The sequence below is a fragment of the Lutimonas vermicola genome, assembly GCF_038433205.1.
Taxonomy (GTDB): Bacteria; Bacteroidota; Bacteroidia; order Flavobacteriales; family Flavobacteriaceae; genus Lutimonas; species Lutimonas vermicola.
In genome coordinates this window covers 666,688-686,742 of the sequence record NZ_JBCDNA010000002.1, presented here as the reverse complement: position 1 = coordinate 686,742, position 20,055 = coordinate 666,688, and the positions used below count along the sequence as shown (strand labels likewise).

The following is a 20,055-nucleotide window of genomic DNA, read 5'->3' as shown; positions in this document are numbered from 1 at the left end:
CAATATGCTTAGGTTTTCTTTTTATGAATCATGATGAGTATCGCGGGCAACAGCGTCATGGCACCAAGACTCGAACTCACCATGCTGATCGCAATCAAGATACCAAAATACTGCAAAGGAACCATTTCTGAAAATACGAGCACCAAAAATCCTGCCGAAACCGATACGACGTTAATGATTATGGCATTTCCACTGATCAAAAGGGTATCGTTTATGGATTTTTCCAATTGTCCTGTCTTTTTATAGATCTCATTAAAATGGGATATAATATGAATTGAGTAATCAATCCCTATTCCAAGTGCCACACTAGCCACCAAAACAGTTGCAATGTTTAGTGAAATCCCTGTAAGCCCCATAACGCCAAAAAGTATGATAATAGCTGCAATGATCGGAACAGCGGCATACACACCGTTGATCAGCGACCTCAGGATTAAACCGACGATGATAATCACAAATACAATAGCGATAGAGATACTTCCCAGCTGGCTATTGATCAAACTTCTGTCCATGGTAATGTCGACAAAGGGCATACCTGTTATTTGTATTTGACAATCCTCTCTGGAGTTTTCTTTGATAAAGTCATTCATATATTTTGAAAATATCATTTTAGCCTTGTTGTCGGGCGACTTGAATTTTGAGATAATTATACCCTCACTCAGGTCTTCACTTACAAAACGTTGCATAACTTCATTACCATCCAGTAAAAACCACAATTGCTCTACCATGGCTATATCTTCAGGAACTTCCCGTTTTCCTGTTATGGCAAGGTTAAGCTCAGAAATTAATTTCGCTACCGACATCGAAGTATAGATATCCTCACTTTTCTCCATATAAGCACTGGTCTGCATCATGGTATTTAAGACCTCCGGGTCCTGCATATTTCCTTTAAAATGAACAAATACGGGTTTGGTTCCTCCAAACTTTTCAACCATGATCCTTTCAGCTTCTCTGGTTGGATTTCCTTTTTTAAAGTATTCCTGAATATCAACACTCCGTTCAATAGACATAATTCCGGTAAGGCTTATTCCAATTGCCAGCAACCACATCCATAAAATCAATTTAGGACTCCGGAACAACAGGTTTTTAATAGGAAGCAGGATTCTTTTTTCTATGAATTTATTTTCATCCCTACGTGTTAACTTTCTTTTAGTTGGGCCGGGGGATATTGACAGCATTGCAGGTACAAAAAGGACTGCCATCAAACAGGCAATAAAGGTTCCCAGAGCGGTGAAAATTCCAAAATCGACAATCATTTCAAGATAGGCCCCAAAAATAAAGGATACGAATCCTATAATCGTGGTTATGGCAGCCAGAATTACCGGTAGTATAACATAATTTAAAGCAGATCTAACGACATTCTTATCAGCTATACTGCGTAATTGATCCACCCTGTTGACCACATGTATGGTATAGGCACTTCCAATAGCAAGAAGGATGATGGGAATATTATTGGAGATCATTGACATGGAGTAGCCCATAAAAGACATGGCTCCCAGTGCCCAGACAATGGCAATAATAGCTGAAAGTAAAGGAAGTATCACTCCTTTTACCGACCTGAAACTCACAAAAAGGATCATAGCAATCAGTAGAAATGCAATAGGCAAAAGCGTGATGAGGTCATTCTTCATCAATGCGGCAATATAAGTAATCAGCATGGGAGAGCCTATATAATAAAGTTTTTCAGGAAGTTGAAGCGCCTCGGTTTTATCGAGTACTTCGCGTGCCACGGTATTTACATCAGCTTTATCTTCCAGTGTAAAAACGACCAAACAGGAACTTTCATCCTCCGATACAATGGAACCTTTATACATCTCATTGGCAGCTATATTACTTCGAAGTTCATCAAAGGCTTCTTTTGTTGCGGGTAATTTATATTCATCAACGAGCCTCCCAATTTCAATCCCTTCATCACTACCTTTTATATTGATAATATTAGTTAGGCTCGACACTGAAGAAATCCCTTCAATTTTTGCTATGGTATCCGTGAGTGTTCTTATATGTTCAATAACTTTAGTCTCATAGATATTATCAGTTTCCAGGATAACGATACCCATCCTGTTCCCTCCAAAATTTTCACCTATTTTTTTAAGAAGTAAGGCGTGTTTGTCATCATCGGGTAGTGAGCTTAAAATATCGGCGTCAATACTGAGTTTACTTAATTGGAAAGCCGAAAACGCTGTACCCAGGATTACCGTCAGTATGATAAGCCACCTGAACCGTATGATCTGTTTTGATATGTTATCTATCTTCACGTGTATGATTAATCAATTGAGTTGTCTATTTCTTTTAAGATCTTTGCCGGATTCCCTCCCACAACCACGTTGGGGGGGACCGATTTAGTAACAACTGCTCCTGCGGCAATGACCGCTCCGTCTCCAATAATTACTCCCGGGTAAATAATAGCACCTCCGCCGATCCAGACATCGCTGCCTATACTGACAGGCTTGCCAAATTCAAGCCAGGAATTTCTTGTTTTTGCATCCAGAGGATGCGTTGCTGTATAAATTTGAACGTCAGGGCCAACAAGTACATGATCTCCAATGTCAATCTTCATAACATCCAGAAGAACACAGTTAAAATTAAAGAACACATTTTTCCCGGTATATATATTATAACCATAATCACAATAAAAAGGGGGTTCTACCCATAGACCTTTACCTGCATTTTCAAGCAATTCATACAATAATTTTTTCCGCTCCTTTTTACTGTCATCAGATAACAGGTTGATTTTTTGAAACAGAATCCTCGCACGGTGTCTTTCTGATATTAAAACCGGATCATTGGGATTGTACAATTCTCCTGAAAGCATTTTTGATTTTTCTGTCATAAAAGGTATTCGTCTGAATTACTATACCAAATATAGGTAATAATCAAATTTTTCCTCTTAAAATATCAATTGGATTTTCATAAGTTAAGGACCAAAGCCTTTCCTAGGCTATTTCTATGTATTGGGATTGATTTATGGTTTGCCTTCGCCGGATGTTTTACCCAACCACAGGTTTTGCCTTTGTCTTAATTCTTCTGAAGGATTTTCTATCAAATAGGTTTTAAAGGATAGGTTTTTGGTAAAGGTCAGTTCGGTTTCCTTTTGCCGGCCGTAGCGGTTAAATACCACCTTGACGGTTTCTCCTGCCTTATACAGATTCAGAAGTTCATTTGGTTTTAACTTATTATTGGTTAGTTTCCCGTCAATGGAAACAATCTTATCCCCTTTTGAAAGGCCTGCATTATAGAGAGAAGCACCTTGGGTAGGATTTGAACTGATCAGCCATTTATTATCTATTTGTTGAATTTGCGCCCCCAGGACGGGTCTCTCTTCATAAAGCTCAGAAAAGCCAATACCAACCGAGGCTAAAAGGGATTGGTAATCGGGCATGGCACTCCCATAAATATAGGCATTGAAAAATTCATCGCTAAATGACTCATCAGTATAAGAAGTTAGCGCGTCTTGAAGGTTTTTTAAAGTATAAGGCAATTCATTTTTTCCATAGGCATGCCAAACGAGTCGCATAAACCCGTCCAAAGATTTATCGGTTTCCAGGTTCCTTAAGCTCAGGTCCAAAGCCAGTCCCAATACGTTTCCATAAGTATAATATGAAATAAAGGTATTTTCTCTATTGACCTGGTCAACTGAAGTGGCCGCATCTACAAAGGGCGCCTGATAACTCATTTCAACAGGATTGAAATATTTTCTCCCGGGTGAGTTCCACACAGATCCAAGTGGCCCAGACAAACTCGAAGCGTAATATTCTTTTGACATGATTCCTGTTCTGCAAAGGGTTAGATACGTGTAGTAGCTGGTAAATCCTTCGGCAAACCATAATTCTCCCGACATGTCAGCACCCGTATAATCGAAAGGCTCAAGAGATGCAGGCCTTATTCGCTCAACATTCCAGGCATGAAAGAATTCATGTGCCACTGTTCCTATATTTTGTCGATCACCGCCATTTGACAGTGAAGCCTGGTTTGTCAGTACCGTGGAGTTTCTGTGTTCCATGCCATCTCCATCAACGTTGGTCATATAACAGGCCAGAAAATAATATGAGCCGTAATCAAAGTCTGGTAAGTCCCCAAATATTTCCATTTCGGTCTCCACTATTTTTTTGACCTTTTCAAAATAAGCATCAAATCCTTCATATCCGTCAGCCTGATGCAAGACAAAATTAATATCGTATTCCTTATTTCCTGAACGGGTTTTAAAAGTCCTGATCCGGTGATCGCTGATCTCTACCGGACTATCCATAAAATAGTCCAGATTAGGTGCATAATACTCGTTTTCATTCAAGGGCTTTAGCTGCGTTGCAATTTTCCACTTGAGGTCTTTCCTGGGGTGAAATTTGATTTGAACGGGTCGGTTCTCAAGGCTTGGGGCATATATAAAAGTCGCAGGAATATTGAGATGTGCGTGGGTCTCATCGATTTGAGCATATGTTCCGTCTCCATGATTTGCGAATAAGGTATAATAGATTTTCACGATGCCACTATGTCCTGTAATATCCCATTGATATGGATTAGGACGTGTGACCTTGAGCTTATTTCCGCCTCCATCAACCGCTTTAAATGCATAAACGTTTTTGGCAAATTCATGAATGGCATAGCGCCCCGGGGAGGTACGGCTCATACGAACCGACAGGGTATCCATGTCAACACCGTTGTATTCAACAGCTATTTCACCTTCGTGGTGAACGGCATTTTTAAAAGATATTTCATATTTAATATGCGTCTGAGCATATAGTTTTCCCGTTGCAAACAGACAAACAACAAGAGCGTAGATAATTGATTTCATAAGATAGTAGGCGGCTGAATTCGGCAGGTAAATATATTCATAATAATTGCAAAATCATAGTGTCATTAATTATTAGGGCTTTGTTAAAAAAGAGATATCTTTACCCCGGATATGGAAAATGGAAAAATCAACAAGCTGGACATTGTGAGAAAGGACCAAAAGGGTTTTTATCTCCAGGATAAAAAAGGAAAGGAGATCTTTCTTTCAAAAGAGGAAATAGGCAAGGATCTGGAGACAGGTACATCTATAGATGTTTTTGTCTACAAAGATCGCTCACAAAAAATCAGTACAAGGATGCCTTTTGCTCAGGTGGATGAATTCGCCTTTCTGAAAGTAAAGTTTCTCACAGATCAGGGAGCTTATGTTGACTGGGGGCTTGAAAAGGAATTGTTTGTTCCTCTGGAAGAGCAAATGGAAGAATTGAAAGAAGATTCCTCATATCTTTTCTTTGTTTTTGAAGATGAAGATACAGGTGCCATCCGTGGATCTCAAAGAGTGGAAGATTTTGTGTTTGCCGATGAAATAGATGTAAAAAGAGGCGATGAAGTCGACCTCTTATTGTACAGGGAGAGCAACCTTGGAATCAATGCAGTAGTCAACAATTTGTATCAAGGTTTAATCTTCAAATCAGATATCCATAAAGAAGTAAAAGTTGGTGATCAGGTAAAAGGATATATAAAGCAGGTAAGAGAAGATGGTAAAATAGATCTTTTACTCGAACCATTGGGGTACAAGAAAAGTGTGGAATCAAATACAGATGTTTTGCTAAAAGCTATCAAAAAAGCAGGTGAGTTTCTTCCGCTTACAGATAAAAGTACACCTGAAGAGGTTAAAAAATCCATAGGTCTTAGCAAAAAGGCTTTTAAAAGAGCAGCAGGGCATCTTTACAAAAAGAAACTTATCGAAATTCGCAACGACGGATTGTATCTTGTAAAAAACACATAAATCGTTTCAGGCTTTAGACAAGGGGATTCATCCATTTGAATTGATGATTGGTGTCCGGAACAACTATTCTTTCTGCAATACGTTCCATTCTTTCCGGTAATTTCATCAAATAGGCTCTTGCTTTTTCAGCTTCAGCATTTAAGCCGGTAATTTTGTCAATACCCCAGGCGAGGTTTAGTTTTCTCATGATGTCTACATAATCAAAACTTGTATAAACACCAGCTCTTTGCGCTACCTCAGAAAATTTTTCAAACAGGGTTCCCTGAGCTCCAAAAGATTCTCTTAAATGCACTGCAGGCATCGTTATTTTAAGTTTCATCATATCAAAATAGGCGATCATCATCTCACTTGGATCAACGCTGAATATTTGTCTGACAAATTCTGTATAGGCTTTGTGGTGTCTCATTTCGTCTCCTGCGATGATCTTGCACATTTTTCCGAGATTTTTCATCCCTGCTTTTTTGGCGATTTTGGCAACATTATTATGTGAAACGTAAGTAGCAAGTTCCTGAAAACTGGTATAAACAAAGTTTTTGTAAGGATCTCTAGCTGTTCCTATGTCAAAACCGTCGGCGATCAAATGTTGTGTCGTGACTTCAACTTCTCTCATATTCACCCTTCCTGACAAGTAAATATACTTATTCAAAACGTCTCCGTGTCGATTCTCTTCTGCTGTCCACATTCTTACCCATTTTGCCCATCCGTTATCTCCGTTCTCACCGTGTTGTGTTACACCTTCCAAATCCATTAACCAAGATTCATAGGTAGGTAATGCCTCTTCGGTGATCATATCACCAACAAGGGAAATCCAGAAATCATTGCCAAGGTCTTTAGAGAGCTCTCTGATTTCTTCAACCTCATCCATAAAGGAATCCGACTGCGGATTAGGCAGAAAATCAGTAGGCTGCCAGATCTTTTCCGGTGGGATCAAATAGTCATTAAGAAAGGTTCCAACATTTTTCTCAAGAGTTAACATCACTTCCTTTCTTATATTCTTAACAGACATCCTTAAATGGGTTTAATATGAGTTGCGAAGATAATTAGTTTTTATGAAATTTGATTATTTATTGTCATTTCTGTATGATTTACTGAAATTCAATGATATAAACATAAATATTGTCGTACATAAACTTGATTAAGTTGTTATTTAATTTTAAAAATCCTAATTTAGACATCCAAACCTCTATAAGAAAAAGCATGCTCCTAAACATTATCCTGGGATTAGCCGTCGTTGTTTTAACTGTAAATGTTCAAGGCTATGGTACTTTATTCTGGATGAAAAAATACGATAAGAAAAGAAATGTCCTTAGTGAGGAGTCCTTTAGAAAGCAAGGTGCAAAACTTTTAATATCCACATCTATTTTTCTTATTTTTTTACACCTCATTCAATCGGCCTTATGGGCTTTATTATACATGATTCTTCCAGGTATTTCAGAGATTGAGACTTTTGAAAAGGCTATGTATTTTTCTTTGGTGACCTTTACATCTTTGGGTTATGGAGAAATTACAATAGGCTCAACAAACAGGATTCTGTCAGGTCTGGAGGCGATCAATGGCATCACCCTTATAGGATGGTCAACAGCGTTTATGTTTGCCATTTTCCAGGAGTTATTGAAGAAAAAGAATAAAAACAAGCGCGTTAATTAGTGAATAACCGTAAATCAAACCTTGTTAATAATTTGATAATTTTATGGGAAAAGACAAGAGTTCTATAAAAAAAGTAAGCCTGATAGTCCTGCTGATCACGGCGGTATTTTTTATTTGGTATGTCCTTTCAGACAGGCATACGCCTTATACCGATCAGGCAAGGATTCATGGTTTGATCACACCGGTTAGTCCAAGAGTATCTGGAGTTGTTACCGACCTGAATATCAATTTACATTCCAGGGTAAATGCCGGAGACACCCTTTTGCAACTTGATAAAAGACCTTTTGAAATCGCGATTGAGATAGCAGAGGCAGAAATTGACAACTCAACACAATCCGTCGCGGCAGGTTCGGCATCTGTAAAATCATCTGCGGGAAAACTGGGCGTGGCAAAAGCCCAGTTAGACAGGGCACAAAGAAACTGGGACAGGGTTCAAAGAGTCATGAAAGAAAATGAAGGGGCCTTGTCTGAGGCAGATAAAGATCAGTCGGAAACGGCCTTGCTTCAGGCTGTAGAGCAGGTCGCGTCTGCCGAAGCCAGTCTTGAAAGAGCAAAGCAATCACTGGGAGAATCGGGGCCTGATAATCCAAAAATAAGAAGGTCGATCCAGAAACTTGAAAAAGCCCTACTGGATCTTGAGTTTGCAACAGTTATTGCACCTACCGACGGTGTTATTGAAAGTTTTGATGTGGATCTCGGATACTACGCTTCGGCCGGCCAGCCTATCACAACGCTCATTTCCAGCTCAGACATATGGATACAGGCAAATTTGAAAGAAAATAATTTATCAAAGATGCGAATTGACAATGAAGTTGAATTTGTACTTGACATAGCCCCGGGAAAAATATTTAACGGAAAGGTAAGAAGCCTTGGTTTTGGTGTTGCCACCGATCAAACCAACAAAGGCGGACTTCCTTCAATTTCAGACAAGAAAGGATGGCTTCAGGATCCTCAGAGATTCCCGGTGATCATTACAAGTGACGACCCTGATGTAAGGGATCTTTATCGGCTTGGAGGCCAGGTGGATGTTGTTGTCTATACCGGAGATAGTTTTATCTTAAATAGTGTTGCACATTTGAGGCTAAAGATAATTTCACTTCTGTCGTATGTTAGATAAACTGCAAAAAATACCTGCATTTTCAATCGATTGGAAGTCACTTGTTCCAATGATGAGGTATGTATTGGGATCCTGTTTTATACTTGGGGTCACCTCGCTGATGAATTACGACCTGGCCTATCTCACTTCTGTACTTGCCTTGGGTTATATGGCGCCGGGAGCCAAACCGCTTTCGCTTAAGCAGGATGGAGGATTTGTTCTTACATTGACCCTGATCACTGGTGTCACAGTTATATTTACAGAATTGTTTTTAGATTATGCCTTGGTTTTTATGCCACTGCTATTGCTTTCTCTTTTGTGGCTGTATTATACGGATAAGCTCCCAATGATGGTCAAATTGTTTTCTTTGGTGAGTTTAGTGATCATCCCATTTGTTTCGATTGATTCGGGAGCCATAGGAAGCTATGTTGCGGTTCGATTGGTTTTTAATGCCTTTATGGCTATAATTTTGTCTCAGTTGGTTTTTAAGGTATTTCCACTTTGTGAGGCGGATCTACCATTTGAGAAAAAAATACAAGACGTAAAAAAGCAAACTGAGCCTGAGCGCTTTAAATATGCCCTTAGCATTATCTTGATCCTTACACCTGTACTGCTGCTGTTTTATATGTTCAAGTTGTCTTCCAGTACGCTTGTACTCACCTTTATTGCCATTTTGTCAATAAGTCCTGCCCTGGCAAATCCAAAGGTTGGCCTGGTACTGATTGTTGCGAACATCCTGGGAGGATTGTTTGGGATTCTGGCCTATAAATTACTTGTCATAGTACCTAATTTTGTTTTTATGATCCTGGTGGCACTTAGCATAGGTATTTTCTTTGCAAGCAGGCTTTTTTCAGATAATAAGTACGCTGCAATTTTTGGGAGCGGGTTTTCAACTTTTCTGTTGATTCTTGGCTCGGTCACTTCTTCGGATGCAGATGCAGGCAGCAAGGTTTGGAGCCGTGTTGTTCAGATATCAATAGCTGTTAGTTATGTTGTACTTGCCTTTGGAATTCTAAATCGAATCCTTAATTCAAGAAAGGAGAAATCAGTATGAAAAAGACACTCAAATATAGTTTATTCCTGGTCCTTTTTATTGTCCTGTCGCTGTATATGGAAAGCTGCAAGGTGGGGCAGGATTACGAGCGCCACGACATGAAGGGCCCTGTGGTTTTTTCGCAGGACTTTCCAAAAGACAGCAGTGTGTCAAACCTGCCTTGGTGGGAGTTGTTTAATGATAGTATTTTGGTTGATCTGATTGATACCGCTTTGGTCAATAACAAAAGTATCCAGGTCGCTATTTCAAGAATTGAAGAATCTCAGCTGCAAATTGATATCGCCAAGGCTGATTATTATCCGTTTATTGGATATAATGCTTATGGTTCCGGTTTAGCAAATTCGGAGGTTTCAGGATTGTCGAATCAGGCTGGTGGCGGTGTTAATGTATCCTATACGGTAGATCTTTGGCAGAAGATCAAAACCATGAATAAAATTGCCTTGCAAAATTATTTTGCCACAGAAGAAGCCTATAAATCATTAAACATCAGTGTGGTGTCGGCAGTAGCGACTACCTATGTATCACTGAGAGACATAGATAACAGAATGATCATTGCTGAAAAAACGGCAAAAAATTTTCAAGAAAACCTCGATGTAATGCAGGCGAGATTTAATGCCGGGTTTATTAGTGAAGTAGACCTCTCCCAGGCTAAAATTCAGTTGAGTGAAGCAAAAACTGCCCTGGAGATTTTTGACAGGTCAAGAGTTCAGATTGAAAATGCCATCAGTGTCTTGCTGGGAACTGCACCCAGAAGTATTCCGAGGGGTTTGACACTATTCGATCAGATTTCTGTCCCCGAAATTCCGGTAGGCCTGCCTTCTGAACTTTTAGACAGGAGGCCTGATATTGTTCAGGCAGAAAGAAGGCTTCATGCTCAAACCCTGAGGATAGGTGTTGCAGAAGCATTAAAATATCCTTCACTAACCCTTAGTCTCGATATGGGAGCGCAATTGGTAAATCCTTCATTTTTATTTGCTGATTTGGGCGCTCAATTGTTGGGCCCTATCTTTAATTCTGGAAAATTGAAAAGAAATGTGGAGGTAGAGGAAGCCAGAACTAAACAATTGCTTTTGGATTATGAGAATTCTTACTTGTTAGCCTTACAGGAAGTAGAGGATGCGATGATTGCGGTTCAGACTTATAAGAGAGAATATAGCCTGCGAAATGAGCAAATGTTAATGGCGACCACAGCTTCACAACTAGCCTGGGTTCGTTATGACGGAGGGCTTACAAGTTATCTGGAAGTGTTGAATCTTCAAAGCTCTCAGTTTAATGCAGAATTAAGGGCTTCCGAAGCTTTTAAAAATCAGATAACCTCTATAGTGGGCCTCTACCAGGCCTTGGGAGGAGGCTGGTATGCAGAAAGAGAAGACATTAAAGAATTGAACTAATTTAAAACCCTTTTAATATGAAAACTAACGAATCCAAGAATCCGATTGATGTTTACATCAAAATTGTCCTGCTCTCCTTGCTTCTGGTCTGGAGTTTTTACATTGTGCGACCCTTTGTTACCCTTATTGTGTGGTCAATCATTGTAGCTGTTGCCCTCTATCCTTTCTATCAGAAATTAATGAATTTGACAAAAGGAAAGAAAAAGGGGCTTGTCACTACGGTCTTTATTTTGATACTCGTTACATTGATTATTCTTCCAACGATAAGTCTGACAGGATCCATTATTGATTCCGGACGGGAATTATACCAGAGTTTTAATGAAGGGACACTTGAGGTACCACCTCCTGCGGATAAGGTAAAGGAATGGCCTTTGATAGGGAAAAAAATTCACGGCACCTGGTCAAACGCTTCGCAGGACCTGGAAAATTTTATCGTAAAATATAAAGGTGAAATTTCAAATTCTTTGGGTTGGCTTTTTAGCAGTTTTGCCGGTTTGATGGGATCTGTTGCACTCGGATTGTTTGCGCTGATCATTGCAGGGGTGTTTATGTCTTCGGCTGATATCGGATACCAGTCTGGAGTGAACTTTGTGAACAGGCTGTCACCAGGCAAAGGAGAGGAGTTTATGTCTATGTGCGTAGGCACGATACGAAGTGTTGTCAAAGGAATCCTGTTGGTTGCCATTATACAGGCCGCACTGGCTTATCTTGGATTTGTCGTCATAGGATTACCAGCAGCCAGCCTTTTTGCTTTTATGGTACTGATTTTTGCCATTATTCAAATTCCGGCCTTGCTCGCCATGATTCCTGCAATTGCTATCGTCTTTTCTTATGCAGATACTACACCGGCCATCATATTTACAGTCTATGTCGTCTTTGTGGCTATTGCAGACAATTTTTTAAAACCCATGCTTTTGGGTAAGGGTTTAACTACGCCCATGTTGGTCATTTTGATCGGGGCACTGGGAGGCATGATGCTGCAGGGTATACTTGGGCTTTTTATAGGACCCGTGGTGCTGGCTTTGGGATATCAAATCTACTCCACCTGGATCGCTGAAGGAGTGACAGGAGCCAAAATTGAAAAATAATCTAAAGAATAGTGCTGCTTATTCAGTTAATAAAAACTCCCTTTAAGGGAGTTTTTATTGTTAATTTACGGAGGAATCGTCCAGATCATTTAATTCTCCCAGCTGTTTAAGAAGATCAAATGTTTTTTTAGCCTCTTCCTCATCAACCATACTTATGGCCGCTCCAACATGCACCATGACATAGTCTCCAACTTGGGCTTCCGGTACCAGTGTAAGACTTACTTCTTTGATAATTCCGTCGAATGAAACCTTGCCAACCCTAAATATTTCATCTAGTTCATGGGTTATTTTAATTAATTTTCCCGGAATTGAAAGACACATAGTGTAATGTTTTAGAAATTAATTTCACAAGTTATTTTTTTGTTCTTTTTTTAACCAGTCATACCATTTTTCCATCCCCTTTCCGGTAGTGGCCGATACTTCAAAAAATATCAACTCAGGGTTGACTTGTAGGGCATATGATTTCAGTTTTTCAAGGTCAAAATCCAGATAGGGCAGGAGGTCTGTTTTATTAATCAGACAAATGTTCGAACTGAGGAACATATCCGGATATTTTAAAGGTTTATCCTCACCTTCGGTTGTACTGATAATAACAACTCTTTTTCTTTCTCCAAGATCAAACATCGAGGGGCAAACAAGATTTCCCACATTTTCGATCATCAGGATCGAATCTTGTCGAGGATTCAATTGTTTTACGGCATCATAAACCATGTCACTCTCAAGATGGCAGCCTTTTCCGGTATTAATCTGAATCACAGGAACATTGAGTGCATCGATCCGATTGGCATCCTGCATGGTTTGCTGATCACCTTCTATCACCGCAAAAGAAACGTCCTCTTTAAGGTCTTTAAGCGTCCTTTCCAAAAGACTGGTTTTACCTGAGCCAGGAGAGCTCACAAGATTAATGACAAAGAGGTTTTTTGCGTCAAAATACCCTCTGTTTCTCGATGCCATGAGGTCATTGTGTTGGAGGATATCCTGTTCAACTTCAATGACTGTTTTTTTGACCGAATCATGTGAATGACTGTGGGTATGTGAATGACTATGTTCACCATGGCTGTGTTCATGATGCGAGTGGTGAATGTGTTCATCATGTGCATGATCATGACCATGATGATGATGATGATGAACTTCAGTTCCTGGTTTTTGAATGGAAATGTGTCCGTCCGGACTTCCGCAACCGCAAGTACCACACATAAGAAATTGATTTTAATTTTTTCAAATATAACAGTTTCACTTTTCTAAGCATATGATTTCTATCAGCTTTACTGTCTTTATAAAATTAAGCTTGCTTTATTTTTTATGATCAGATGTATGTTATTTTTAAAAAAATCCTGCGCTTTACTCAAATTATGCAAACCAACTTCGCTGGGATCAAGAGAAAGATCCCATTCTTTACCTTCAATTCCCAAAGCAAAAGCCACAGGTTTCTTGTGGTATAATTTGTTTTCCAACCAAAGTACGGTCTCGGGTTCGAGTATATGAGAGCTAAGCCCGAAACCCTGGTTTGGATGACATGACCTGAAAAAGAATCCATTTTCTGTGTTTTCCCTGGTGGCATCTACAAAAACTACGGTAGCATAATGCGACAGAATTTCGGCATCTTCTATTTGTAGCTGATATCTGTATAAACAGTCTATATTAAAAAATTTCTTTTTGATAAAGTCAAGCATCAACCAACCCAAACCGTCATCTTTTCTGCCCGAATTACCAATACCAATAATCAGGATATTGCTAGTTTCTTCTTTTGACATCAGCTATATTTCCTAAATGATCGTATAATGTTATTTCCAGAGGCATCTGACCCATGGCATGTGTGGCACAACTTAGACAGGGATCATAGGCCCTTATGGCCACTTCAACCTGATTCAACATGGCTTCGCTCACCTTTTGATTACCGTCAATGACCTCATTGGCAACCCATTTAACCGCTTGATTCATGGCTTCGTTGTTATGGGTTGTGGAGACGATAAGGTTGCATCGGGTAATGCGGTCTTTTTCGTCTACCTGATAATGGTGTATCAATGTACCTCTCGGGGCTTCAATAATACCAATTCCTTCACTGCGTCTATTCCCTCTTCTAACAAGGTCGGAGCTCAAAAGGTCATCGTCTTCCAATAGTTCTTTCATAAGTTCAGCACAATGCAGAAGCTCAATCAACCTGGCCCAATGGGAGTACATGGAAGCATTATTGGTTTTTCCTCCTGTGGCATTGAGGAATGACAATCTTTCAAACGCAGCAAGGGGAGTAGAAATTCCTTCACAAACATTCAATCTTGCCAATGGTCCCACCCTGTTCCAACCGTGCTCTCTGCCAAGATGTTTTAAATATGGAAATTTTAGATAAGACCATTTTTCAACACCCTCGTAAAAATAATTTTGATAGGTATCAGAAGGGATATCATTCAAAGTGATGCTGCCCGATGCGTCAATTGCCCTGAGATAACCGTCGTATAATTCAAGATCGCCGGTTTTTTTGTTTACCAGTCCTAAATGACCGGATGGAAAAGCGGCAAACTGATTAAACCATTCTTGATTTTTTGAATGGTAAACCTTTATGAATTCAAGAATCTCCTTTGACCATTCTATCATGGCATCAATCGAGGGTATTTCTTTTCCGTTTAGAAAATAGTCTCGTTCCTGGGGACTAATTCTTTTGTGAACGCCACCCGGAGTGGCAGAAATTCCATGAATCCTTTTCCCGGCGATCATTTTGATGATTTCTTGTCCAAATTTGCGCATCAGGATACCTTTTTTCGCTAATTCAGGGTATTCCATGGCTACACCCACAACGTTTCTTTTGCTGGGGCTTGCATCCGATCCAAATAATAAATCAGGCGAAGCCAGGTAAAAAAAATGCAGGGCATGAGATTGAAATATTTGCCCATAATGCAGGAGTTTTCTGATTTTTTGTGCGCTGATCGACAGATCTTCGGGTTCCAATCCCACAATTTGATCAATGGCTTTCGCGGCAGCCAAATGATGGCTTACGGGGCAAATACCGCATAACCGCTGCACCATGACAGGGGCTTCCCAATAGGGATGGCCCTGAATAAATTTTTCAAATCCTCTAAATTCAACGATGTGAAAGAATGAGTCTTTCACCTTGTTATTCTCATCAAGATGTATCGTTACCTTTCCGTGTCCTTCGACTCGCGTTACAGGATCTATGACTATTTTTTGACTCATAACACATGTATTTAATCATATTTGAATTCTTCATGCATCACCGGGAATTCTTTCCCCAGCAGAATACTTTTAACAACTTTCCAGATGTGATTGGCATTTGGGGGGCACCCCGGGATAAAGTAATCGATTTTGACTACTTCATTACAGGGATACACATTGTTTAAAAGTTTGGGTATGTCTTCGTGATTTGGAATCGTATTGGCTCCGATTTCACTTGTAACACCATGGATATAGGCCTCTTCGAGGCATTCTTTTAAAGAAAAAAAGTTTCTCATAGCAGGAATTCCCCCCATTACGGAACATTCTCCAAAAGCGATAAGTATGTCACATTTTTTTCTAAACTCTTTAAGAACAGCTACATTTTCTGAATTTGCAACCCCTCCTTCAATTAATCCAACATGGCAGCGCTTGCTGAATTTTTTAATATCAGTGAGCGGCGACTTATTGAATTCAACAATCTCCAATATATCGATCAGTTCTGTATCAATGTCAAGCAGAGACATATGACAGCCAAAGCAGCCAGCCAGTGAAGTTGTGGCTACGATGAATTTTTCATCATCATATGTAAGGCTGCAAAAATCACCGGAACTCGTCTGTTTTGTTTTTCCAAGGATATCGTATTTCCGGTCTCCAAAGGGTTCCTTGTAGATCATTCCCTTTACAAGAATGGCGCCTACCGGACACAGATTCATGGCATGCAGTGCCTCAGCTTCCGTAAGTTTTTCTTCCTGCTCATAATCAATATGAACCCTTGTTTTTACGCCCCGATTCACAAAAGAAAAAATATCCATACCATCGGTGTTTTGAATTTCTTCAACGCAACGCCGGCAGAGGATACATCTGTTTGCCTCCATGATTATTCTTTTCGGATTAAAGTCCACATGTTTGTTGCTAAAGACATGTGGAAAGCGAGAAACGCTGATGCCCATGTCATAAGCAAGGTTTTGCAAATCACAGTTGCCGCTTTTTTCACAAGACGGACAAAAGTGGTTACCTTCTGAAAAGAGCATTTCAATAATGGCTTTTCGTGTATCGATCAATTCGGGTGTATTGATCTTAACGTTCATTCCTTCTTTGATCTTGGTAGTACAACTTGTGGTGAACTTTCCATTGACCATGACGGTACATATTCTGCAGGTGCCTAGAGATGGTTCGATTTCCCTGAAATGGCATAACGTTGGGATATATATTCCATTTTCCTTGGCGACATCAACTAGTTTTTTATTTTCCAATACCTGGTAATCCTTACCGTCGATATTGATATTGATCTTTTTATCCATGGACTTTTTCAATTTCATTGATAATGGTATCATAATCTTGGGTCACTTTCTCAAATTCAAAAGATTTGTTAAAGTCACTTCTGGCCAACAGGCATTTGTTAAATTCCTGAGGGAACTTAAGCATGGCAGAAAGTAAATAGTTTGTAGAAGTTTTTCCCAAACCGCATCGGCTTGATTGTTTGATAATGCTGCTCCATTTTTCCAGGTCTTCCAAATCAGATTTTTCTGCATGGCAAAGCATGATCTTTTTTAACTTTTTTGACAGAAGGAAATTTCCTGTTCTGCAAGGAGCACAAATACCACAAGATTCTGAAACGAAGAAATTGGTTATGTTCTCGAAAATTGGCATGAGGTCGCGCTGGTCATTGAAAACCATAAACGAGCCGCCGCTCCTGAGTCCGATCGCACTCATTTTTCGTGCGTATTCGATTGGATCATCCCATTTGAATTGTACGTGCTCGGCAAGCAGGTTTTCTCCCGAGATTTCACGATCGAAATCTGCCGATGAAAGGCATTCCCCTGCGTAACCGTTAAAAAGTATCATATAAGGGTTTTTTGCTTTAATCAGTTTAAGGAATTGCTTGAGTTTCATCCCCCACTCAATCTCATAAATACCGGGCTTTTTGCAGTCTCCTGACACACTAATTAATTTGGTTCCCTTTGTGGCTTCGGTACCTATTTTTAAATACTTTGCGAGAGACATGCTGAGAATTCTGGGAACCGCGCATAGTGTTTCTACGTTATTGATTATGGTTGGTTTTCCAAAGAGCCCTCTTTCTACAGGAAAATATTCTTTGGTGGAAGGTTCTCCTCGTTTGCCTTCTATAGAACTTATTAAAGCCGTTTCTTCGCCACAGACATAAGCTCCGGCCCCCAGGTGGACCACGATGTCAAAATCAAATCCGGCAATGCCCAAAATATTTTTACCAAGTAATCCTTTTGACCTGAAATTTTTAATCTCTTTTTCAATTTTATCCTTTAGATAGTAGTATTCGGCCCTTAAATAGACATAACCAAAATTTGCACCAACGGCATAAGCAGCCATGGCCATCCCCTCTATCATTAAGCCCGGATATTTATTCATAAGAACACGGTCTTTGAATGTTCCGGGTTCACCTTCATCGGCATTGCAAATAATAAACTTCTGATCAGAACTATTGTTTTTACAGAATTCCCATTTCATTCCCGTTGGAAAGAAGGCTCCTCCCCGTCCCGATAATTTCGACTTTTTAACAAGCTCGATAAGCTGATCAGGAGATAATTTCTTTAATTTTTTTAGCCCGACACCTGCTGTATATGGCTTAAAAAAAACTGTCTTGTCTTTTTTTGGGGTATACTGAATATTATTTTTCGGGATTCCTGTAAGCGTTTCAGGCATTTCCCCTTTTCTCAATTGACCAAGAATATTTTTAACCTTAGCAGGCGTAAGATCAGTGAATGCGTGAAAATTGATCAGGGCCGAAGTTTCCTGATCGCTTAATCCGATGCACGAGGTTTCAAACAATCCGAACATTTTATCAGTGGTGGTTTCGCCGCACGAAATATCCAACTCCTTTTCAAAGGCTCTTTTGACAGCGGCATAATTGCCGTGTTTTGAAATAATGCCATTGTTGAGGTAGATTGTGTAATTACCTGCATGGGAGCGGTGAAAAAAATGATAGAACGAAATAATTCCTTCCAATTCGATTCTGGAAATACGAAATTCGTTGGCAATTTTTGTCATATCGTCTGGAGCAATGTACCTTCTTTTTCTTTGAATATCCCACAGGATATTCATCAAAGAGGATTTTGGCGGGGGGGTTTGTAGAGCAGCCATAATCGTTAGAAACTGATCGGAGAATATATTAAATTAACACCCTAAAAACAATGATAATTATCATTGTTTTTGATATTAAATGGAATAAATTATTCGTTTGCAATCAACGACTTGGATCAGTGCTTTAGAACGACTATGTAACCTCCAGGGCTTTCACCCTGAGTTCTTTACCCTGAAGAATTCCTTTCAGATAGTTTTGACACTTGGGGCAGGGATCATAAATATGTTCCAAAGTGAAAATATGATCACATTCCATGCACTGGCCTTTAGCTTCTATTTTGTCAATTTTTTTTACTGCGCTTTCTAAAACAGTATCCTTAACGGCTTTGGACCAGGCAAAATCCAGGGCTTGAAACTCAATTCCGGCCAGCGTGCCAATTTCGAGTTCAATAAGATCAACCTTTTTGGCTCCAGCTTTTGCAGCCTCCGTTTCGGCAATTTTCAGGATCCCCATGACTATGGATAATTCATGCATTTGATCATTTTTTTTTTGAAATCAACTTCTAAAGGTAATATAAATAAACTCAAATAATATGATAATTATCATATTATCAGGTATTTAAATATTCTATTTTAGTCCCTGATTTTTGTTTACACCAACCAATTTCTCTTAAAACTACTGATATGGCTACAAAAGACGGGTTTCGAGAAACCTATTATGAAAGTGCAATAAGAAAGGGTTACAATCGACGGGATTTTATGAAATTTGCTGCATTTATTTCGGCCTATATGGGCTTGGAAAACTCCCTTATAGGGCAGGTAGCAAATTCTCTTGAAACCAAACCCAGGCTTCCAATCATTTGGGAGCATTACCAGGAATGCACCTGCTGCAGTGAATCATTTATAAGGTCTGATCACCCGATGGTGGCAGATATTATTCTTGATAATGTGTCTTTAGACTATACAGAAACACTTATGGCAGCTTCAGGGCATCAAGCCGAAGCCGCTAAGCATGACACCATGAAAAAGTACCACGGCGAGTATATTTTATGTGTTGAAGGTTCAGTGCCAATCGGGGCTAATGGAGTGTACTGCACCATCGCGGGTAAAACCGCACTGGAGCATTTAAAGGAAGCTGCAGAAGGGGCAAAAGCCATCATTGCCTGGGGTAGTTGCGCAACAAATGGTTGTGTGCAGGGGGCAAATCCCAATCCTACCGGGGCTACTCCGATTAACAAGATTATTAAAAACAAGCCTATCATACAAATGCCTGGTTGTCCACCGATTGGAGAAGCCATGGCGGCATTGATTGTGCACTATGTTACCTTTGAAAGGTTACCGGAACTGGATAGAATAGGTCGCCCGAAAGCCTTTTACGGGAAACGTGTACATGATACCTGTTACCGACGTCCTTATTTCGATGCAGGACTTTTTGCGGAATCTTTTGATGATGTGAATGCCAAGGAAGGATATTGTTTATACAAACTCGGATGCAAGGGACCTTCTACCTACAATGCCTGCGCAAGTATGAAATGGAATAACGGCACCAGTTTCCCAATTGAATCGGGTCATGGTTGTATTGGTTGCAGTGAAGAAAACTTCTGGGATAACGGACCATTTTATAAACGATTGACCAATACGCCAGGTTTTGGAATAGAAAGTTCAGCAGATAAAGTTGGTATGATTGCCACCGGGGCAGTAGCAGCAGGTTTGACGCTACACTCAATTGTGGCCAATGTTTCCAAATATAAGGAACTGAAAGGTAGGTATACAAGAGGAATAATCAATGAAGAGAAACTGAAAAAGAACGAAGAAAAATAAAC

Annotated in this window: 18 protein-coding genes; 7 read left to right on the top strand and 11 right to left on the bottom strand. The window is 39.8% G+C overall.

Translation table 11 applies throughout. The features are described from left to right. Positions 1-8 precede the first annotated feature (8 nt). From AABB81_RS10460 to AABB81_RS10450, 3 genes are all read right to left on the bottom strand, one after another. Positions 9-2,252, bottom strand: coding sequence for an efflux RND transporter permease subunit (locus AABB81_RS10460; RefSeq protein ID WP_342160426.1), 2,244 nt, complete (start codon positions 2,250-2,252; stop codon positions 9-11). 8 nt (positions 2,253-2,260) lie between these two features. Beyond that, entirely contained in the window at positions 2,261-2,827 is a 567-nt protein-coding gene (locus AABB81_RS10455; RefSeq protein ID WP_342160424.1) for a sugar O-acetyltransferase, read from the bottom strand. A 132-nt stretch (positions 2,828-2,959) separates the two neighbouring features. Further along, positions 2,960-4,786 carry a M61 family metallopeptidase gene (locus AABB81_RS10450; RefSeq protein ID WP_342160422.1) on the bottom strand — a complete coding sequence of 609 codons (1,827 nt, stop codon included), beginning with the start codon at positions 4,784-4,786 and terminating at the stop codon, positions 2,960-2,962. A 111-nt stretch (positions 4,787-4,897) separates the two neighbouring features. Here AABB81_RS10450 and AABB81_RS10445 point away from each other — a divergent pair, with 111 nt between their 5' ends. After that, on the top strand, positions 4,898-5,731 hold the full coding sequence (locus tag AABB81_RS10445; protein ID WP_342160420.1) for a CvfB family protein: 834 nt from the start codon (positions 4,898-4,900) through the stop codon (positions 5,729-5,731). 13 nt (positions 5,732-5,744) lie between these two features. Here the strand turns inward: AABB81_RS10445 and AABB81_RS10440 are convergent, their stop codons facing one another. Beyond that, positions 5,745-6,737: an acyl-ACP desaturase gene (locus tag AABB81_RS10440; RefSeq protein ID WP_342160418.1), complete on the bottom strand. Its 993-nt coding sequence runs from the start codon at positions 6,735-6,737 to the stop codon at positions 5,745-5,747. Positions 6,738-6,928: 191 nt separating this feature from the next. Here AABB81_RS10440 and AABB81_RS10435 point away from each other — a divergent pair, with 191 nt between their 5' ends. The 5 genes from AABB81_RS10435 to AABB81_RS10415 are packed head-to-tail and all read left to right on the top strand — an operon-like array spanning position 6,929 to position 12,007. Beyond that, complete coding sequence (locus AABB81_RS10435; RefSeq protein ID WP_342160417.1) at positions 6,929-7,378, top strand: ion channel; 450 nt, start codon at positions 6,929-6,931, stop codon at positions 7,376-7,378. Between the two features lie 43 nt (positions 7,379-7,421). Beyond that, the gene (locus tag AABB81_RS10430) at positions 7,422-8,495 is read left to right on the top strand and encodes an HlyD family secretion protein (RefSeq protein WP_342160416.1); all 1,074 of its coding nucleotides are present in this window, start codon (positions 7,422-7,424) and stop codon (positions 8,493-8,495) included. Continuing rightward, positions 8,485-9,528, top strand: a complete 1,044-nt coding sequence (locus AABB81_RS10425) for a hypothetical protein (protein ID WP_342160415.1) — start codon at positions 8,485-8,487, stop codon at positions 9,526-9,528. Before AABB81_RS10430 ends, AABB81_RS10425 begins: the two co-directional genes overlap by 11 nt. Continuing rightward, positions 9,525-10,919 carry an efflux transporter outer membrane subunit gene (locus AABB81_RS10420; protein ID WP_342160413.1) on the top strand — a complete coding sequence of 465 codons (1,395 nt, stop codon included), beginning with the start codon at positions 9,525-9,527 and terminating at the stop codon, positions 10,917-10,919. The genes AABB81_RS10425 and AABB81_RS10420 overlap by 4 nt, the downstream gene beginning before the upstream one ends. A 17-nt stretch (positions 10,920-10,936) precedes the next feature. Then, complete coding sequence (locus AABB81_RS10415) at positions 10,937-12,007, top strand: AI-2E family transporter (protein WP_342160411.1); 1,071 nt, start codon at positions 10,937-10,939, stop codon at positions 12,005-12,007. 60 nt (positions 12,008-12,067) lie between these two features. On the opposite strand, the gene AABB81_RS10410 is transcribed toward AABB81_RS10415, so the two are convergent. The 7 genes from AABB81_RS10410 to AABB81_RS10380 all read right to left on the bottom strand — a co-directional run bounded on the left by AABB81_RS10410 (position 12,068) and on the right by AABB81_RS10380 (position 18,767). After that, positions 12,068-12,328, bottom strand: coding sequence for a HypC/HybG/HupF family hydrogenase formation chaperone (locus AABB81_RS10410; RefSeq protein WP_342160410.1), 261 nt, complete (start codon positions 12,326-12,328; stop codon positions 12,068-12,070). Positions 12,329-12,352: 24 nt separating this feature from the next. Further along, positions 12,353-13,204 carry a hydrogenase nickel incorporation protein HypB gene (gene hypB / locus AABB81_RS10405; protein ID WP_342160409.1) on the bottom strand — a complete coding sequence of 284 codons (852 nt, stop codon included), beginning with the start codon at positions 13,202-13,204 and terminating at the stop codon, positions 12,353-12,355. 77 nt (positions 13,205-13,281) lie between these two features. Further along, positions 13,282-13,761: a hypothetical protein gene (locus AABB81_RS10400; RefSeq protein WP_342160407.1), complete on the bottom strand. Its 480-nt coding sequence runs from the start codon at positions 13,759-13,761 to the stop codon at positions 13,282-13,284. Further along, positions 13,742-15,196 (bottom strand): Ni/Fe hydrogenase subunit alpha, encoded by a 1,455-nt coding sequence (locus AABB81_RS10395; protein ID WP_342160406.1) that lies wholly within the window; start codon positions 15,194-15,196, stop codon positions 13,742-13,744. Before AABB81_RS10395 ends, AABB81_RS10400 begins: the two co-directional genes overlap by 20 nt. 11 nt (positions 15,197-15,207) lie before the next feature. Further along, positions 15,208-16,494, bottom strand: coding sequence for an NADH-quinone oxidoreductase subunit B family protein (locus tag AABB81_RS10390; RefSeq protein WP_342160404.1), 1,287 nt, complete (start codon positions 16,492-16,494; stop codon positions 15,208-15,210). Further along, positions 16,469-18,292, bottom strand: a complete 1,824-nt coding sequence (locus tag AABB81_RS10385; protein WP_342160402.1) for an NAD(P)H-dependent oxidoreductase subunit E — start codon at positions 18,290-18,292, stop codon at positions 16,469-16,471. Before AABB81_RS10385 ends, AABB81_RS10390 begins: the two co-directional genes overlap by 26 nt. Before the next feature lie 133 nt (positions 18,293-18,425). Further along, positions 18,426-18,767, bottom strand: a complete 342-nt coding sequence (locus tag AABB81_RS10380) for a hydrogenase maturation nickel metallochaperone HypA/HybF (protein WP_342160400.1) — start codon at positions 18,765-18,767, stop codon at positions 18,426-18,428. Between the two features lie 149 nt (positions 18,768-18,916). Here AABB81_RS10380 and AABB81_RS10375 point away from each other — a divergent pair, with 149 nt between their 5' ends. Beyond that, the gene (locus tag AABB81_RS10375) at positions 18,917-20,053 is read left to right on the top strand and encodes a hydrogenase small subunit (RefSeq protein ID WP_342160399.1); all 1,137 of its coding nucleotides are present in this window, start codon (positions 18,917-18,919) and stop codon (positions 20,051-20,053) included. The last annotated feature ends 2 nt before the right edge of the window (positions 20,054-20,055 follow it).

Excerpts from the sequence above, each read along its gene's own strand:
- AABB81_RS10390 (WP_342160404.1), bottom strand. The coding sequence starts at position 16,494 with ATGAAATTGAAAAAGTCCATGGATAAAAAGATCAATATCAATATCGAC.
- AABB81_RS10410 (WP_342160410.1), bottom strand. The coding sequence starts at position 12,328 with ATGTGTCTTTCAATTCCGGGAAAATTAATTAAAATAACCCATGAACTA.
- AABB81_RS10430 (WP_342160416.1), top strand. The coding sequence starts at position 7,422 with ATGGGAAAAGACAAGAGTTCTATAAAAAAAGTAAGCCTGATAGTCCTG.
- AABB81_RS10450 (WP_342160422.1), bottom strand. The coding sequence starts at position 4,786 with ATGAAATCAATTATCTACGCTCTTGTTGTTTGTCTGTTTGCAACGGGA.
- AABB81_RS10425 (WP_342160415.1), top strand. The coding sequence starts at position 8,485 with ATGTTAGATAAACTGCAAAAAATACCTGCATTTTCAATCGATTGGAAG.
- AABB81_RS10400 (WP_342160407.1), bottom strand. The coding sequence starts at position 13,761 with ATGTCAAAAGAAGAAACTAGCAATATCCTGATTATTGGTATTGGTAAT.
- AABB81_RS10375 (WP_342160399.1), top strand. The coding sequence starts at position 18,917 with ATGGCTACAAAAGACGGGTTTCGAGAAACCTATTATGAAAGTGCAATA.
- AABB81_RS10415 (WP_342160411.1), top strand. The coding sequence starts at position 10,937 with ATGAAAACTAACGAATCCAAGAATCCGATTGATGTTTACATCAAAATT.
- AABB81_RS10395 (WP_342160406.1), bottom strand. The coding sequence starts at position 15,196 with ATGAGTCAAAAAATAGTCATAGATCCTGTAACGCGAGTCGAAGGACAC.
- AABB81_RS10445 (WP_342160420.1), top strand. The coding sequence starts at position 4,898 with ATGGAAAATGGAAAAATCAACAAGCTGGACATTGTGAGAAAGGACCAA.
- AABB81_RS10440 (WP_342160418.1), bottom strand. The coding sequence starts at position 6,737 with ATGTCTGTTAAGAATATAAGAAAGGAAGTGATGTTAACTCTTGAGAAA.
- AABB81_RS10380 (WP_342160400.1), bottom strand. The coding sequence starts at position 18,767 with ATGCATGAATTATCCATAGTCATGGGGATCCTGAAAATTGCCGAAACG.
- AABB81_RS10435 (WP_342160417.1), top strand. The coding sequence starts at position 6,929 with ATGCTCCTAAACATTATCCTGGGATTAGCCGTCGTTGTTTTAACTGTA.
- hypB (WP_342160409.1), bottom strand. The coding sequence starts at position 13,204 with ATGTGTGGTACTTGCGGTTGCGGAAGTCCGGACGGACACATTTCCATT.
- AABB81_RS10420 (WP_342160413.1), top strand. The coding sequence starts at position 9,525 with ATGAAAAAGACACTCAAATATAGTTTATTCCTGGTCCTTTTTATTGTC.
- AABB81_RS10385 (WP_342160402.1), bottom strand. The coding sequence starts at position 18,292 with ATGGCTGCTCTACAAACCCCCCCGCCAAAATCCTCTTTGATGAATATC.
- AABB81_RS10455 (WP_342160424.1), bottom strand. The coding sequence starts at position 2,827 with ATGACAGAAAAATCAAAAATGCTTTCAGGAGAATTGTACAATCCCAAT.